At 66.7% G+C, this 16,575-nt stretch carries 9 protein-coding genes; 1 reads left to right on the forward strand and 8 read right to left on the reverse strand.

What is annotated here, in order from left to right; all coding sequences use genetic code 11:
* Positions 1–75 precede the first annotated feature (75 nt).
* The 8 genes from GGD89_RS06790 to GGD89_RS06825 all read right to left on the reverse strand — a co-directional run bounded on the left by GGD89_RS06790 (position 76) and on the right by GGD89_RS06825 (position 14,765).
* A complete protein-coding gene (locus tag GGD89_RS06790) occupies positions 76–423 on the reverse strand; it encodes an STAS domain-containing protein (RefSeq protein ID WP_184043430.1) in 348 nt (115 codons plus the stop codon).
* A 471-nt stretch (positions 424–894) separates the two neighbouring features.
* A complete protein-coding gene (gene speE, locus GGD89_RS06795) occupies positions 895–1,746 on the reverse strand; it encodes a polyamine aminopropyltransferase (protein ID WP_184043432.1) in 852 nt (283 codons plus the stop codon).
* A complete protein-coding gene (speD, locus tag GGD89_RS06800) occupies positions 1,743–2,249 on the reverse strand; it encodes an adenosylmethionine decarboxylase (protein ID WP_184043434.1) in 507 nt (168 codons plus the stop codon). The genes speE and speD overlap by 4 nt, the downstream gene beginning before the upstream one ends.
* A gap of 391 nt (positions 2,250–2,640) precedes the next feature.
* Entirely contained in the window at positions 2,641–3,660 is a 1,020-nt protein-coding gene (locus tag GGD89_RS06805) for a dihydroorotate dehydrogenase-like protein (RefSeq protein ID WP_184043436.1), read from the reverse strand.
* A gap of 143 nt (positions 3,661–3,803) precedes the next feature.
* Positions 3,804–7,448 (reverse strand): pyruvate:ferredoxin (flavodoxin) oxidoreductase, encoded by a 3,645-nt coding sequence (gene nifJ / locus GGD89_RS06810; protein WP_221238351.1) that lies wholly within the window; start codon positions 7,446–7,448, stop codon positions 3,804–3,806.
* Between the two features lie 367 nt (positions 7,449–7,815).
* Positions 7,816–9,459, reverse strand: coding sequence for an NAD(P)-binding protein (locus GGD89_RS06815; RefSeq protein WP_221238352.1), 1,644 nt, complete (start codon positions 9,457–9,459; stop codon positions 7,816–7,818).
* Between the two features lie 427 nt (positions 9,460–9,886).
* A complete protein-coding gene (locus tag GGD89_RS06820; protein WP_184043438.1) occupies positions 9,887–11,755 on the reverse strand; it encodes a methyl-accepting chemotaxis protein in 1,869 nt (622 codons plus the stop codon).
* A gap of 1,006 nt (positions 11,756–12,761) precedes the next feature.
* Positions 12,762–14,765, reverse strand: a complete 2,004-nt coding sequence (locus tag GGD89_RS06825; protein WP_184043440.1) for a HAMP domain-containing methyl-accepting chemotaxis protein — start codon at positions 14,763–14,765, stop codon at positions 12,762–12,764.
* A gap of 552 nt (positions 14,766–15,317) precedes the next feature.
* Between GGD89_RS06825 and GGD89_RS06830 the strand changes: the two genes are divergently transcribed.
* Complete coding sequence (locus GGD89_RS06830) at positions 15,318–16,382, forward strand: TRAP transporter substrate-binding protein (RefSeq protein WP_184043442.1); 1,065 nt, start codon at positions 15,318–15,320, stop codon at positions 16,380–16,382.
* Positions 16,383–16,575 lie beyond the last annotated feature (193 nt).

The raw sequence follows: 16,575 nt of genomic DNA on the forward strand, positions 1-16,575 counted from the left end.
AACGGCCCCGACCCACCGGACGGCCCGGTGGCGGCGGCGGGCGTACCCCGACGCCTGGCGCGGGAGCGTGTCCGATCAGGCGGCCACCGTGGCCGCGTCGCCGTCGGGGTCGGGTGTGGGCTCGAAGAAGAACAGGTCGCTCGCGTGAGCCTGCATCAGCGTCTGCCACACCGCCGGGCCGATGCCCCGCAAGGCGCAGCCACAGGCGCGCTGCTCCGCGTGGTCCTGGGCCATGAGCAGCATGCCGATGCCGCTCGAGTCGATGAAGCCCACCTCGCTCAAGTCGAGGATATATCGCTCCGCTTCGATCGTATGCAATCGATCAAGAAGCTGACTGAAACTGTCGAACACGGCGTGGGTCAAGTCGCCCTGGAAGACCACAAGGGCCGTCTCGCCCCCCTGCTCGCAAACCATCGTCACCATGCGCCTGCTCCGCCTTCCCGGTTGATCCCGACCGCCTTGACTCGGCCGCTTTCGGCCCGTTCGGACGTTTCCCCTCAGTCTTTTTTCGCGCCTGCAACATTGCCATATGACGGAATGTTGGTCACCTGCGCAATCCCTCGAAAGAGGGGGATGGATCATCAAACGACATAAACCTACCACGAAAGACGGATGTATTCAGCACAAGGCACGCATGCACACCGTGAAACAGGAGATCCGTCCTCCCACGGGGCTTGGCGGTATACGCGCGCGGCGTTTATGCGCGTGCCATATCAACGACCAAGGCGACCCCGATCCCCCGGACCCATCGGTCTTGTTGCGCGGTCGAGTCGGCGGTGTCGGGCGCCACCCGCCGCCGGCCTCCGAGGCACGGCGTCGCGGGGCCTGTCTATTGAGATGGAGCGCCCGCAAGGCGCCCCCGGGGCGGACGCGTCACACGCATCCGCCGAGGTCCTACGTCAGCAGATCCTGCACGTAGCGCGGCAACGCGAAGCACGCCGTCTGGATCTCCGGCGTCCAGTAGCGGGTGTCGAGGGTCCGCCCCTCCAGGCGCCGTCGCGCCTCGCCGGCGTCGAAGCCCCGGTTGGCGGGGTCCTTGCTGGCCCACCCCAGCGCCATGAAGCCGCCGACGTAGCTCGGCACCGGCACCACATAGAACGTTACGTCCGCGAATCCGGCGCCACGCAGGCGGTGCCAGCTGTCGGTGACCTCCTGCCCCTGGGTGAAGGGCACGCCGTTCTGGGTGACCAGGATGCCGCGCTCCGACAGGCGCGCGTGGCAGGCGGCATAGAAGTCCTGCGTGAACAGGACCTCGCCCGGGCCGTGAGGATCGGTGCTGTCGATGATGATGACGTCGAAGGTCTCGGCGCTGGTCTTCATGAAGTCCACGCCGTCGGCGATGACGATGCGCGACCGGGGGTCCTCCAGCGCCGCCTTGCCGATGGCCGGCAGCCACGTCTTGGAGAACGTCACCACGCTGGGGTCGATCTCCACCAGGGTGGGCGCCACGTCCGGGTGCTTGAGGGCCTCGCGCAGGCAGCCGCCGTCGCCTCCGCCGACGATCAGCACCCGGCGGGCGGCGCCGTGCCCGACGATGGGCACATGCACCATCATCTCCTGGTACATGTACTCGTCGCCCTCGGTGATCTGGACCACGCCGTCCAGGGCCAGCACGCGGCCGAACACCGGCGATTCGAACATGGCCAGATCCTGGTGTTCGGTCCGCTCTCGGTGAAGCCAGCGGTCCACGGCGAACACCTGCCGCCAGCCCGGATACAGGGTTTCCTCGAAGCGCTCGTCGCTCACGGCACCATGCCTCGCTTGTTTTCTGTAACGGTGATTGTCGTTGGCCGGAAGGCGGCGCGCAGCACCGGAATCGCCTTGTAGGGATCGGCCTCGCCGCACATGAAGATGTCCAGCGCCGCGTAGGCGCGCTCCGGCCACGTATGGATGCTGATATGGCTTTCCGCGAGCACCAGCACGCCCGAGATGCCGCCGTTGGGCGTGAAGTGGTGCAGGTGGGTATGCAGCAGGGTCGCGCCGGCGGCCCGGGTGGCCGCGATCAGCGCCGCCTCGGTCAGGTCGAGGTTGTCCAGACCCTCTCCGCCCCACAGGTCCACCAGCAGGTGGACTCCGGCGAAACGCAGACCGTCGCGCTCGATGAAGTGGTCCTGAACGGGTGCGGCCGTCGCGTTACTGTCCGGCGCGCCGTCGTCGGCGCCGTGGCCGTCCGAATAGACCAGATGAAGGGTCCCGGTGGCGGCGTCCCTGTCGGGCGACCCGCCGGTCCGGGAGGGTGAGTCCACCATAGGAAATCTCCCCGCGCGACTCCTGCCGCCGGATCATATGGTCCGGGCTGGACGGATCAGGATCGTGTGTGACGATGGGCCGGCGAGAGCGAACGAACGGCGGCCCGACGCGCCCCGGCATCGGCTCTTGGGCCGCGACGCGGCCTCTCCCGGGACCCGGAGGCGATGCGGCCTCGGCCCATTCCCTGTGCCCGATCCGGTCCGGAGACGCAAGCTCATTCTCCGGGCGTGACCGGTTCGGCGCGCTCCGTCCAACGGTGAGTGATCACAACACCGGCGACGTCCATGGCCGGTTCGTCGCCGCGCGCCATCCCGAGTGTTCCGACTATTGGGCGCGTTTGATCCCGACACCAGACCGTGGACGGCATCGTCTGTCTGCCGGATCAGGGCCCTATGGCGCGACCGTCCCGGGCCGGAAGGAATCGAGCACCTGGAGATAGTTGGCGCGCTCGTAGGCGGCCGGACTGCCGCAGTCGCGATGGCTCAGCGCGCCCCGGGCATGGGCGACGGACTCGTAGCCGCCCACCTCCAGGAAGGCGCGCAGGCCGGACACCAGGGTGGTGAGGTGTTGGGGGCCGTAGCGCAACAGGCTGGACGTGGTCATCACCACGTCGGCGCCGGCGAGGATGTACTTCATGACATCCTCCGGTCCCTCCACCCCGGTGGAGGCGGCCAGCGACGCCTGATCCAGGGTACCGTACAGGATGCCGATCCAGCGCAGGGGCAGGCGCGCCTCGCTGGCCGTGGACAGGTCCAGGGTGGGCAAGGCGCGCATGGCCTGCAAGTCGATCTCCGGCTGGTAGAACCGATTGAACAGCACAAGCCCCTCGGCGCCGGCGGTCACCAGCCGCCGCGCCACGTTGCCGGGGGCGCTGTAGTACGGCCCCAGCTTGACCGATACGGGAACGGCAACCTCGCGCCTGACCGAGGTCAGGATGCCCTCGACGCGGTTCTCCACCTCGGCGCCCGTCTCATTGAGGTCGGCGGCCACATAATAGACGTTCAGTTCGATGGCCGGGGCGCCGGCCTGCTCCATGAGCGTGGCATAGTGGATCCAGCCGCGCGTGGTCACGCCGTTGAGGCTCGGGATCACCGGGATGCCGCAGCTCTCGCGCGTGCGGCGGATCAGCTCCAGCGTCTGCTCGCCACCCATGCCGATCCTGCTCATGGACGTGGGCGGGAAGTAGCCGCCCGGCACCTCGGCATGGCTTTCGGCGCCCACCTCGGCCAGCCCGTGAAGGGCCTCCCGTTCCTGCACGATGCGTTCCTCGAACAGGGACGGCATGATGACGGCGGCCGCGCCGGCGTCCTCCAGGCGGCGAATGCCGTCGAGGGTGCCGGACAGGGGCGAGGCTGAGGCGACGACCGGATGCTCCAGCGACAAACCCAGGTACCGACACCGCATGTCCATATGGATGGCCCTCCCCTTGGTTCCCACGTGATGGTTCGCCGGGGTTCCTCTTGCTTGTCCGGGAACCGCCAGCGTTGTTTATGGCGCGCCGCCGAGGGCCGGTCAAACCTCGCGTCGACGGACCCGGCTTTCGAGGTCCCGGCCTACATCTGACCCCGCGGTCCCTGGCGGGCCATTTCCTCGTACAGGGCGTACTTCTCCAGCACCTGCTCCTGGGCCTGTTTCATCAGTATCCGTGCCGTTTCCGGATCGCTCGCCGAGAGCGCGCGGTAGCGAAGCTCGTTCTGGGTGTAGGCGGACAGCGCCAGGCGTGGACGCGGGCTGTCCAGGATGAACGGGTTCTCCTCCGATTCTCGCACGGTGGGGTTGTAGCGCAGCAGCGGCCAGTAGCCGCTCTTGACCGCCAGATCCTGCTGGGTCATGCCTTTGTCCATGGCGATGCCGTGGGCGATGCAGTGGCTGTACGCCAGGATGAGCGACGGTCCGGGATAGGCCTCGGCCTCGCGCATGGCGGTCAGCACGTGCTGCGGATTGGCGCCCATGGCCACGCGGGCCACATAGACGTTGCCGTAGCTGATGGCCTGAAGCGCCAGGTCCTTCTTGCCGACGCGCTTGCCGGCGGCGGCGAACTTGGCCACCGCGCCGACCGGCGTGGCCTTGGACATCTGGCCGCCGGTGTTGGAGTAGACCTCGGTGTCCATCACCAGCACATTGACGTCGCGGCCGCTGGCCAGCACGTGGTCGAGGCCGGCCGAACCGATGTCGTAGGCCCAGCCGTCGCCGCCGACGATCCACACCGACCGGCGCACCAGGTGGTCCACCACCGACAGCAGGTGCAGGGCGTCGTCGTCCTCCAGCGTTTCCAGGATGCCGCGCAGCGTCTCCACCCGCTGGTGTTGGGCGACCAGATCGGACTCGGTGCGCTGGCGGGCCTCCAGGATGGCCGCCGCGAGGGGCTTGCCGACCACCGGCGCCAGACGCGCCAGCAGGTCGCGGGCCAGGCGGACATGGTTGTCGGCCGACAGCCGGAAGCCCAGGCCGAACTCGGCGTTGTCCTCGAACAGGCTGTTGGACCAGGCCGGACCGCGCCCAGTGTCATCCACCGCCCACGGCGTGGTGGGCAGGTTGCCGCCGTAGATGGACGAGCAGCCGGTGGCGTTGGCCACCTGCAAGCGATCGCCGAACAACTGCGACAGCAGCCGCACGTAGGGCGTCTCGCCACAGCCGGAGCAGGCGCCCGAGAACTCGAACAGGGGTCGCAGGAACTGGGCGCCGCGCACGGTGGAGTAGTCCACCCGGCGGCGGTCGTTGACGGGCAAGGCCTTGAAGAAGACGCCGTGGGTCTCGGTCTCGTCCTGGATGGTGGGTTTGTCCACCATGTTGATGGCGCGACGCCCGGCCTGGGCCGGGTCGGTCACCGGGCAGGCGCTGACGCACAGGCCGCAGCCCGTGCAGTCCATGGACAGGACCTGCAAGGTGAAGCGGGTCTCGGGGAAGCCGCGGGCCTCGACCGGCGCCGAGGGGAAGCCGTCCGGCGCGTCCTCCAGACGGGCCTTGTTGTAGAACTTGGCGCGGATCACCGCGTGCGGACAGACCATGGAGCAGTTGCCGCACTGGATGCATAGCGCGGGTTCCCATTTGGGGATCTGGGTGGCGATGTCGCGCTTCTCGAAGGCGGTGGTGCCGCTGGGGAAGGTGCCGTCGGCGGGCAGCGCGCTAACCGGCAGGGTATCCCCCAGGCCGGCCATCATCGTCGCCGTCACCTCGCGCACGAACGCGGGCGCGTCGTCGGGCACCGGCACGCCCATCGGCAGGCCCGGGCCGTCGTCGTCGGTCGCCGGGATCGCCACCTCGTGAAGGTGGGCCAATGCCATGTCCACGCCCGCGTGGTTGCGCGCCACCACCTCCTCGCCCTGGCGGGCGTAGGTCTTGGTGATGGCGTCCTTGATGCGGCGGATGGCCACGTCGCGCGGCAGGACCTTGGACAGGGCGAAGAAGCACACCTGCATGATGGTGTTGAGGCGCCGTCCCAGGCCGGCCTCGCGGGCCACCGTGATGGCGTCGATGACGAATAGCCGCAGGTCCTTGTCGCGGATGGTCTGGCGCATGGGGGCGGGCAGGTGCCGCCAGATTTCCTCCGGGCCGTGCGGGCTGTTCAGCAGCACCACGGCGCCGGGCGTGACACGGTCCAGGATATCCACGGAATAGATGAAATTGAACTGGTGACAGGCGACGAAGTTGGCGCGCTCCACCAGGTAGGGCGCGGTGATCGGGGTCGGTCCGAAGCGCAGGTGAGAGACCGTGCGTGACCCCGACTTCTTGCTGTCGTACACGAAATACGCCTGAGCGTGGCGGTCGTGATCGGCCCCAATGATCTTGATGCTGTTCTTGTTGGCGCCGACCGTACCGTCCGAACCCAGGCCATGGAAGATCGCCCGCACCCTGTCCTCGGGCTCGATGGTCATGTTCGGATCCACCGTCAGGCTCAGGTGGGTGATATCGTCGAGGATGCCCACGGTGAAGCGCGGCTTGGGGTTTGGCTTGGCCAGCTCGTCGTACACCGCCTTGACCATGGCGGGCGTGAATTCCTTGGACGACAGACCATAGCGGCCGCCGCTGACGCGGGGCATGGTGGCCATGGGCAGGCGTCCGCTGGCGGAGGCCTCGGCCAGCGTGGCCAGGACATTCAGGTACAGCGGCTCGCCCTGGCCGCCGGACTCCTTGGTTCGGTCGAGAACCGCGAGCGCGCGGGTGGTGGGCGGCAGCACCGCCAACAGCCGCTCCGCCGACCAGGGCCGGAACAGTCTCACCTGCACCACGCCGACCTTCTCGCCCCGCTGGTTGAGCCAGTCGGCCGCGTCGCGGCTGGTTTCCACACCCGAGCCCATGATCACGATGACGCGTTCGGCATCCGGGGCGCCGTGATACGAGAACGGCGTCATGCGCCGGCCGGTGAAGCTCGCCAGCCGCTCCATCACCGTTTCGACGATGCTCGGCACGCGCTCGTAGTACGGGTTGGCGGCCTCGCGGGCCTGGAAGTAGACGTCGGGGTTCATGGCGGTGCCGCGCACGAACGGCCGTTCCGGACTGAGCGCGCGCAGCCGGTGGGCGCGTACCAGGTCATCGTCGATCATGGCCCGGATGACGCTGTCGGGCAGCAGGTCGATCTTGTTGATCTCGTGCGAGGTGCGGAAGCCGTCGAAGAAGTGCACGAACGGCACGCGCGCGGCCAGGCTGGCGGCCTGGGCCACCAGGGCGTTGTCGTGAGCCTCCTGCACCGAGGCCGAGGCCAGCAGGGCGAACCCGGTGGTGCGCGCGGCCATCACGTCCTGGTGGTCGCCGAAGATCGACAGCGCGTTAGCCGCCAGCGAGCGCGCCGCCACATGGATCACGCAGGCGGTCAACTCGCCGGCGATCTTGTACATGTTGGGCAGCATCAGCATGAGGCCCTGGGAGGCCGTGAAGGTCGTCGCCAGGGAGCCCGCCTGCAAGGCGCCGTGCAGGGCGCCGGCGGCGCCCCCCTCGCTCTGCATCTCCACCACGTCCGGGATGGTGCCCCAGATGTTGGGCTGTCCCTGGCTGGACCATTCGTCGGCCAGTTCGGCCATGGTCGAGGACGGGGTGATGGGATAGATGGCGCACACCTCGTTCACCCGATAGGCCACGTAGGCGCAGGCCTCGTTGCCGTCGATCATCACCCGCTGTTGTGTCGCGGCGCCGGCCGGAACGCCGGCGGGCTTTGCGGTGGGGGTGGTGCCAGGGCCGGTCTGGGCGGTCGTATCGGGCATGGTTCGGCGTCCTCTTCTCCCTGGCGCGCCGCGGCCGGGGTGATGGTGGGGTCGGTTCGGGGTGCCCCGAGCGGACGGTGAACGCGCGCCGTGTCAATCGGCCTGCGCGGACACGTCCGGTCGCGGGCGCGAACCGGTCATGGAATGACGGCCTGATGCACCGATCCCGTCAGAAGGCGCGTTCTGCTTTCTTGTGACGGGTTCGAAGGTGCACTCAATTCACAGTCTCGTGTGGCGACATGACCCGTCAGTCGTTGCCTTTCCTGACCGCGTCGTCGCACGGGGGACCTCGGCCCGGGGTCGGGAGCGGGGTCCGAACGTCAGGCCTTGGGATCGCGCTCTGAGTGGGGCCTTGGGACGGTCACTCTCAGGAGAGCGGTTCGGAGATCATCTCGATGGCATGCACCGGGCACTGGTCGTGACACACGCCGCAGCCGGTGCAAAGCTCCAGGTCCACGCGGTAGCCCTTGCCCGGCCCCAGCTTGCGGATGGCGTTCTCTGGACAGGCGCCCTGGCATCCGTCGCATTCATAACAGTTGCCGCAGGACAGGCAGCGGGCGGCCTCGTAGCGGGCCTCCATCGCCGACAGGCCGCCGACCACCTCGCCAAAGCCGCTGACGGCCTCGTCGCGGGGCAAATGCGGCTGGGCGCGGGGATCTGTTTCGACATAGTAAGGAACCTTGAGGGCAGCGAAGTCCACCCCCGGATTGCGGGGCGGCTTGCGATAGAGGCCGCCGCGCAGCCAGGCGTCGATGCAGTTGGCGGCCATCTTGCCGTGGCCGACGGCGATGGTCACCGAGCGTTCCGACGGCACCATGTCGCCACCGGCGAACACGCCGGGGGCTCCCGTCATCATGCGTTCGTCGACGCGCACGGTGCCGTCCCGGCTGAAGCTGACTCCGGGGACCGAGCGCAGGAAATTGGTATCGGTGTCCTGACCCAGGGCCAGGATCAGGTCGTCGGCCTCGATCACCTCGGTCTCGCCGGTGGGGCGCGGCCGACCGCGATCGTCCAGTTCCATGATCTCCACGGTCATGGTGGTCTGGTCCATGCTCTTGATGGCCCGCAGCCAGTGAATCTGCACGCCTTCGTCCAGCGCTTCCTGGGCCTCGAAATCATGGGCCGGCATGTGGGCGCGGTCACGGCGGTAGACGATCAGCGGGTCGTGTCCCAGCCGGCGCACCACGCGGGCGGCGTCCATGGCCGTATTGCCGCCGCCGTACACCGCCACCCGCCGGCCGAGGCGGGGGGCCTCGCCCACCTCCACGCTTTTCAGGAACGAGACCGCGTCCAGCATGGGCGCGGCGTCGCGGGCCGGGATGTCCACCCGCTTGGACAGGTGGGCGCCGACGGCCACGAACACGGCGTCGAAGGCCCCATTGACGCGCTCGGCTTCCAGGTCGGTGACGGTATGGTTCAGCCGCAACGTCACGTCCAGGTCGAGGATGCGCTGGATCTCGGCGTCGAGCACGTCGCGGGGCAGGCGATAGGCGGGAATGCCGAAGTGCATCATGCCGCCCGCGACGGGGCCGGCCTCCAGGATGGTGATGGTGTGCCCACGGCGCGCCAGGTGATAGGCGGCCGAGAGGCCGCTGGGGCCGCCCCCGACCACCAGCACCCGCTTGCCGGACGTCTCGGTCGGTGGATCGAAGCGCCAACCTTTCTCCAGGGCCAGATCGCCCAGGTGGCGTTCGACCGCGTGGATGGTGACCGAGGCGTCGAGGTCCTGACGGTTACAGGCGTCCTCGCAGGGGTGGTAGCAGACGCGCCCGTGCACGGCGGGCATGGGGTTGTCCTGAACCAGGCACCGCCAGGCGGCCTCGTCGTCGCCGTCCTGAACCAGGGCCAGCCAGGCCTGGATGTTCTCGCCCGCCGGGCAGGCTTGATTGCAGGGTGGCAGGTGGTTGACGTAGATCGGTCGGCGAACCCGCTCGGGGCCGGTGCGTCGCTCGTGACGCAGGTCCAGGGGACGGGTCATGTCCGCCGGACGATGGGTGGGGGCGTGTCCCATGACGAGTCCTTCCCGATGGTCATAGTGCTGATGGGCGTCGCTGTCTGGGTCGCTAGTGTGCCCCGACGGAAGGCCCTGGGGTCCGTGGGCCCGAGCCATGGCCATGGTACTCAAAACTGAACCGGGGACCAGGGGTGTTTCCGAGACAATACACGGAACTGGTTTGATGTCGGCCTGCGAAAGGAATGTCTCGCGAATGCGAAGGTCGCGGAGGCGCCGTCACCCGAGCGCGCGCGTCCCATCATAGGCATCTTACGGCGATGCACAATCCTTCTGAGTCCGCAACGGTGGCAATGAGGCGGACGCGCCGCACGGCTCCGAAGGTCGAGACTCGGCCCCGCGAGTCCCCCGGAGTCGACCGGGCCGGGGAGTCGGGGGCGCGCGGGGCCGGTCCCGGCGCGCCCCGCGCGACCGTGTTTGCCGCGCCTCAGGCGGCGCGGACATCGGCGAGAAACCGCTGCACCATGGAGCGCAGCGCGACGGACTGCTCGCCCAGGCTGTTGCTGGCCTGAAGCACGCTGTCGGCGGCCGCGCCGGTCTCGCGGGCGGCGTCGGTGACGCCGACGATGGTCTGCGAAACCTCGTTGGTGCCGACGCTGGCCTGCTGCACGTTGCGGGCGATCTCCTGGGTCGCCGCGTTCTGCTGCTCCACCGCCGAGGCGATGGTCGAGGTCACCTCGTTGATGCTGCCGATGATGGTGGCGATGGACTCGATGGCCGACACGGCGGTCTGGGTCTCGGTCTGCACGGCGCCGATCTGCTGGCCGATCTCCTCGGTGGCCTTGGCGGTCTGGCTGGCCAGCGACTTGACCTCGTTGGCCACCACGGCGAAGCCCTTGCCGGCGTCGCCGGCGCGCGCCGCCTCGATGGTGGCGTTCAGCGCCAGCAGGTTGGTCTGATCGGCGATGTCGGTGATCAGGCTGACCACCTCGCCGATCTTCTGTGCGGCATCGGCTAGGCCGGAGACCACCTCGTTGGTGCGCGCGGCCTCGTCGGCCGCCGTGCGGGCGATGTCGTTGGACTGTTGCACCTGGCGGCCGATCTCGCCGATGGACGCCGACAGTTCCTCGGCCGCCGAGGCCACCGTCTGCACGTTGGACGACGCCTGTTCGGACGCCGCCGCGACGGTGGTGGCCTGGCTGTTGGCCTCCTCGGCGATGGATGCCATGCTCTCGGCGGTGGACTGCAACTCGGTGGCGGCGGCGGTCACCGTTTCCAGGACGCCGCTGACCCCGGCGTCAAAATCACGGTTCAGCGCCTCGATGTGCCGCGCCCGCTCGTCGCGCTTGCGGGTTTCCTCGGCCTGCTGTGACGCCAGTTCATCGGCGCGCGCCATGCTGTCCTTGAAGACGTTCACCGCCTGGGCCATGTCGCCGATTTCGTCCTTGTGGTCCCGCGCCGGGATCTCGGCGGCGTAGTCCTTCTTGGCCAGGCGCCCCATGGCCGCCGTCATGGCCTGCACCGGCCGGGTGATGCTGTTTCCGATGACCCAGGCCGAGGTGATGCCCAGGATGATGGCGGCCAGGGCGATGACGATGGTGATGATGATCGTGCGGCCGATGGAGGCCTCCGACGCCGCGCCGAGGGTGTCCTGATCCTCCTCGATGTCACGGTTGAACGTCCCGATGTCCTGGGCGACCTTGGCGCCGATGCTGTCCAGAACGGTGGATATGATATCGTTGCGATCATTGATGGACTCGACCATGGACGTAAAGTTGGAAAAGTAGAGTTCCGCGGCGTCGACCGCTTCCTGGCCCAGGTCACGAAGGGCGGGATCGGTCAGGTCGGCCATCATGGTATTCGCCTTGTCCCGAAAGACGTCAAATTCCGCGATCGTCGCGTCGGCCGATGATTTTTCATTGTCCGTAAAGAACTTGAAGGCGCGAAGCCTGATGATGAGGATGGCCCTAAGGAGAATGCCGGAGTTGTAGACGGACGTTGACTCTTCGTTTTTATTGGCAGTTTGCATGATTTCCGTCAGAGCACTTTCAACAGCCGGTCCCAGGTGCACAAGCTCCTGATAGAATGCATCGGTCTTGGTGTCACGATCAACGACACGCTCGAACGCCTCTTCATACGAGACCATGCTCTGGTCGACATGCTCCAGCAGGCGAACGGCATCCTGGTCCTTGGTCATGGCCTCGGCGGCGTCGATGGCGTCCTGGGTGGCGTTGGTGTATCGGCCCACCTGTTCGATGCTGGCCTGGTCGCTGTTGATAATGAAGTCCTTCACGCCCATGCGGGCCATCAGCATGTTGGCCTGCACCAGGCTGGCGGCGTTGCTGGACCGTGCCAAGGTTCTGTACTCATTGAATGTATCGCGTATACTCAAGAATTGAAAAATGGATAGGATGCCGAGAATAATCAGCAGGACCAGGACAATGCCGAAACCCCCGTAAAGCTTCGACCCGATGCGCAGAGACTTGAGCATGGCGTATCCCCAAGAACGTGATGATTAGGACGGTTAGGTTTGGGTCGGTCCCGAGGTCCATCCTCCGACGTCTCATCGCAGACGGACGATCGCCTCATGGCACGGACCATCCGGTCCGGCTGAGTTCGGCTCGGGTCCGCGCGGCACCGGCCTCAGGACGTCATCGGACCCGGGAGAGTCCCGGTTGACGCCTTTTCTCACCCATCTGTGACCAATTATAAACCATACAGAATGGATCGACGAAGAAACAACGTAAATTTTCTAGAATCGAGCCAGCTCAGGGTTATACAAGCACACGTCATCACCGTTCATGATGGCAGAGTCTTTACATATACCACCATTTTCTTGTAAAATTTAGAGTGGAACATGACTCGGGGAACAGTGCCGTCTTGGTTTTTGACAGGACTTCGTCTCACGCTGACCGTCGTGACACATGCGGAGCGTCTGTCATAAACCGTCGCGGTCATCACGACGGTTTCCGGATTTGGCCTGTTTGGGGCGTCGAGGGCGATGGTCGTTTCTCCTACAGCGAGATGACCGGGGCATTGATGCCAACGTTACGCGATATGGCATGACCGCCAGGATCACCGCAACCGTGGATGGTGTCGATGGCGCCGTCCCGAAGGCGAGGGACGCGTGCCCGTGATGGTGGCGGGCCAAGGCACACCGCCACGGTTCGCCCGGTTCTATGTTCGTCGGTGTCATCCGGCGGGGGGCGGGGGACGTCGGAGGCGGGCGCGCGACAAAACCGCGTCCGACGCCACGGCCTCCCCCGCGACGTCGGACGTTCCATGAATCATTTCAAAACAATATAGTGTCGTCGTTTTTTTACGTCATATCTTACCTTCGGGTCGGGGCGCCAAGCCGCGCCTCAGGCGGCGCGGACATCGGCGAGAAACCGCTGCACCATGGACTGGAGGGCGGCGGACTGCTCGCCCAGGCTGTTGCTGGCGTGAAGCACGCTGTCGGCGGCCGTATCGGCCTCGCGGGCGGCGTCGGTGACGCCGACGATGGTCTGCGAAACCTCGTTGGTGCCGACGCTGGCCTGCTGCACGTTGCGGGCGATCTCCTGGGTCGCGGCGCTCTGCTGCTCCACCGCCGAGGCGATGGTCGAGGTCACCTCGTTGATACTGCCGATGATGGTGGCGATGGACTCGATGGCCGACACGGCGGTCTGGGTCTCGGTCTGCACGGCGCCGATCTGCTGGCCGATCTCCTCGGTGGCCTTGGCGGTCTGCGTGGCCAGCGACTTGACCTCGTTGGCCACCACGGCGAAGCCCTTGCCGGCGTCGCCGGCGCGCGCCGCCTCGATGGTGGCGTTCAGCGCCAGCAGGTTGGTCTGATCGGCGATGTCGGTGATCAGGCTGACCACCTCGCCGATCTTCTGGGCGGCGTCGGCCAGGCCGGAGACCACCTCGTTGGTGCGCGCGGCCTCGTCGGCCGCCGTGCGGGCGATGTCGTTGGACTGCTGCACCTGGCGGCCGATCTCGCCGATGGACGCCGACAGTTCCTCGGCCGCCGAGGCCACCGTCTGCACGTTGACCGAGGCCGCCTCGGCGGCGGTGGCGACGGTGGTGGCCTGACTGTTGGTCCTGTCGGCGATCGCCGTCATGCTCTCGGCGGTGGACTGCAACTGCCGGGTCGCCCCCATGACCGACTCCAGAATGCCGCTCACGCCCCGGTCGAAGGTGCCGTTGAGGTCCTCGATGCGCCGGGCCCGCTCATCGCGCTTCTGGGTTTCCTCGGTCTGCTGGGCGGCCAGATCGTCGGCGCGCGCCATGCTGTCCTTGAACACCTGCACCGCCTTGGCCATGTCGCCGATTTCGTCCTCGTGGTCCCGGGCCGGGATCTCGGCGGTGTAATCCTTTTTGGCCAGGCGCCCCATGGCCGTCGTCATGGCGTGCACCGGCCGGGTGATGCCGGAGGCGATCATCCAGGCGGCGGCGCTTCCCAGGATCAGGGCCACGACGGCCAAGGCGATGGTGACGGTGATGGTCCTGGCGATGCTGGCCTCGGCCAGCGGTCCCAACTCGTCCTGACGGGCCTTGACCTCAAGCTTGAAGTCCTCGATTTGCTGGGCGAAGGCGGGGCCAATGACGTCCAGGGTCTGCGTGATGACGGTGTTGCGGTCGCCGATGACCGTGATGACCTCCTCGAACGCCGTGCGATAGCGCGTCTGGTTGGCCAGCGCGTCATTCGCCAACTGGCGGCGGGTGGTGTTCTCCAGCGCGGCAAGCAGGGTCTCCATGTCGGCCTGGAAGGTGTCCAGTTCCTGTGTGGCGCGGTCGGAGAATGCCTGATCGTTATCCACCAGGAACTTCTGCGCGTAGAGCCGTGCGAGCAGCAGATCGCGAAGCACCAGTCCGGCGAGGTAGGCGGCCTCGGCATCGTTGTCTCGGAAGGCGCTGCGCATGATCTCCGTCAGCGCCTGTTCAATGGCCGGTCCGGCATCCATGAACACCTGGTTCAGCTCATTTCGCCGGCTCTGCAACGCGGTGACCCGCGCGAACGCATCGGTGTAGTTGTCGATCTCGTTGCTCATCGTATCGAGCAGGGCCAGGGCCTCCCGGTCCGTTATCAGCGCCCGCGTGGCGCCGATGAACGTCCGGGCCTTGTCGGCCCGCTCCGCCACCATGTCGATGGAGGCCTGATCATCCCGAATGATGAAGTCTTTCACGCTCATGCGGGTCTGCAACATATTGGCTTGCACGCGGGCGATCTCGTTGCCCGAGCGGGCCAGCAGCCGGTATTCCGAGAACATGCCCCCAATACTCGACAGCGCGAAAACGGCCACCGTGCCCAGGACGAGCATCAGCACCAGGACGATGGCAAAGCCGCCGTAGAGCTTGCGGCCGATGCGGATGGTTTTCAGCATGACGAACCCCGCGTTGACGTGAACAGGAAGGACCGACCGTGGAGCGCGGCGACGGATCGGTTGGACACTCCAGGGTCGGGTGCTGTGTCCGGTGTGCTTTCGCGCGTAGGGCGCACCTTACTTGCCGGAAGCAAACGCTATGGTTTTTGCTTTAAAACAGATGTCTCAAGTGTGATGGTGTCCGATGTCCATTCACGCCCAGTATATTCTAGGAATTCGTCAAAAAACAATTAAACCAGAGCTGCGACTTTGTTTTCAGGGATGCGTGAAAAACAAGGTGGGTGTCTTCGGACAAACGGGCTCTCTATCATAGATAGAAAAACTGACCAGGCAGGCATGGAGCCTCGGGCCGAGGGCGCGAGGCTCGCGCGGTGCGGCCGGTGCGGGATACGCGGGCAATCGGTTGAAGGCGGGGCGGGTTTGTGTACCATGCCGGCGTCGGGTGGCTTGCGCCATCCCTGCGGTCGGTCGCACCCGTGACGATCGCGACGGGCATCGGCATCGGCATCGGTCCAGGGGGACCGGGATCCAAGCGACTGTTGGGGACTGACCATGACCAGCACTAGAATCAGAACCCGCGTCATCGCCGCCATCGCCCTCGGCGCGGTTGTCCTGACGGGGACCGGGATGGCCCGGGCGCAGGAGGTGACGTTGACCGTTCACCACTTCCTCAGCGCCAAGGCGGTCAATCATGCCCGCTTCATCGTGCCCTGGGCGCGGCGTATCGAGGCGGCTTCCGGCGGTCGCATCGCCTTCGAGATCTATCCCTCCATGACCCTGGGGGGCGCGCCGCCGGAGCTGTATCAGCAGGCGCGCGACGGCGTCGCCGATATCGTCTGGACGGTGTTGGGGTATACCCCTGGCGTGTTTCCGCGCGCCGAGGTCTTCAACCTGCCCAGCGTGCACGGCGGCAGCGCGGTGGTGACCAACCTGGCCATCCAGGACCTGATGACCGACCAGTTGGCCGAGGACTTCCAGGACATCCATCCCCTGCTGGTGCACGTGCATTCGGGACAGGCCCTGCACACGGTGGACACCGAGGTGCGCACCATCGACGACATGCGCGGCCTGAAGCTGCGGGTGCCGTCCCGCTCCGGCACCTGGATGATCGAGGCCATGGGCGCCGACCCCGTGGCCATGCCGGCGTCCGATCTGCCGCAGGCGCTGTCCCGGGGGGTGCTGGACGGGGCCTTCATTCCGTTCGAGGTGGCCTTGCCGCTGAAGGTGGTGGACATCGCCGCCGCGCACACCGAACTGGCCGATGGGCGCCGCTTCGGCACCACCACCTTCCTTCTGGCCATGAACAAGGATCGCTACGAGAGCTTGCCCGACGATCTGAGGGCCATCATCGACGCCGAGTCCGGGGAGGCCCTGGCACGGTCGGCCGGCGAGGCCTGGGATACCTTCGAGCCCGAGGTGATGGCGTTCGCCACCGCGCGGGGCAATGCCATGATCCAGGTATCGGCGGAGGACACCCAGGCGTTCCTGGAGACCTTCCAGGTGGTCGAGGACCGCTGGGTGGAGGATGCCACGGCGCACGGACTGCCGGCGGCCGCGTTGCTGGCCGCCGCCAAGGCCGCCGTGGCCCGCCACCAGCAGGCCGAGCCCGACCGCTAGTGCACTGATCCAGACAAAAGATGCAGTCCGCATTCTTTTTTTCTGGATCGAAAGTGCACTAGAAACAATGTTTTGTGCAGCGACGTTTGCATTCAAGGGGGAATCCCTTGAATGCGTCGCTGCACTAGCGCCGCGCCCCCGGCACGTCATCACTGCCGGCGACCCTGGACGACTCGCTTTCTCGGGACATGAG

Origin of the sequence: Roseospira visakhapatnamensis, from assembly GCF_014197915.1 — a bacterium.
Classification (GTDB): Bacteria; Pseudomonadota; Alphaproteobacteria; order Rhodospirillales; family Rhodospirillaceae; genus Rhodospira; species Rhodospira visakhapatnamensis.

What these genes read in the sequence shown, in the direction of transcription:
- nifJ (WP_221238351.1), bottom strand. Translation starts at nt 7,448, where the DNA reads ATGCCCGATACGACCGCCCAGACCGGCCCTGGCACCACCCCCACCGCA.
- GGD89_RS06805 (WP_184043436.1), bottom strand. Translation starts at nt 3,660, where the DNA reads ATGGACATGCGGTGTCGGTACCTGGGTTTGTCGCTGGAGCATCCGGTC.
- GGD89_RS06790 (WP_184043430.1), bottom strand. Translation starts at nt 423, where the DNA reads ATGGTGACGATGGTTTGCGAGCAGGGGGGCGAGACGGCCCTTGTGGTC.
- GGD89_RS06825 (WP_184043440.1), bottom strand. Translation starts at nt 14,765, where the DNA reads ATGCTGAAAACCATCCGCATCGGCCGCAAGCTCTACGGCGGCTTTGCC.
- GGD89_RS06830 (WP_184043442.1), top strand. Translation starts at nt 15,318, where the DNA reads ATGACCAGCACTAGAATCAGAACCCGCGTCATCGCCGCCATCGCCCTC.
- GGD89_RS06815 (WP_221238352.1), bottom strand. Translation starts at nt 9,459, where the DNA reads ATGGGACACGCCCCCACCCATCGTCCGGCGGACATGACCCGTCCCCTG.
- speD (WP_184043434.1), bottom strand. Translation starts at nt 2,249, where the DNA reads ATGGTGGACTCACCCTCCCGGACCGGCGGGTCGCCCGACAGGGACGCC.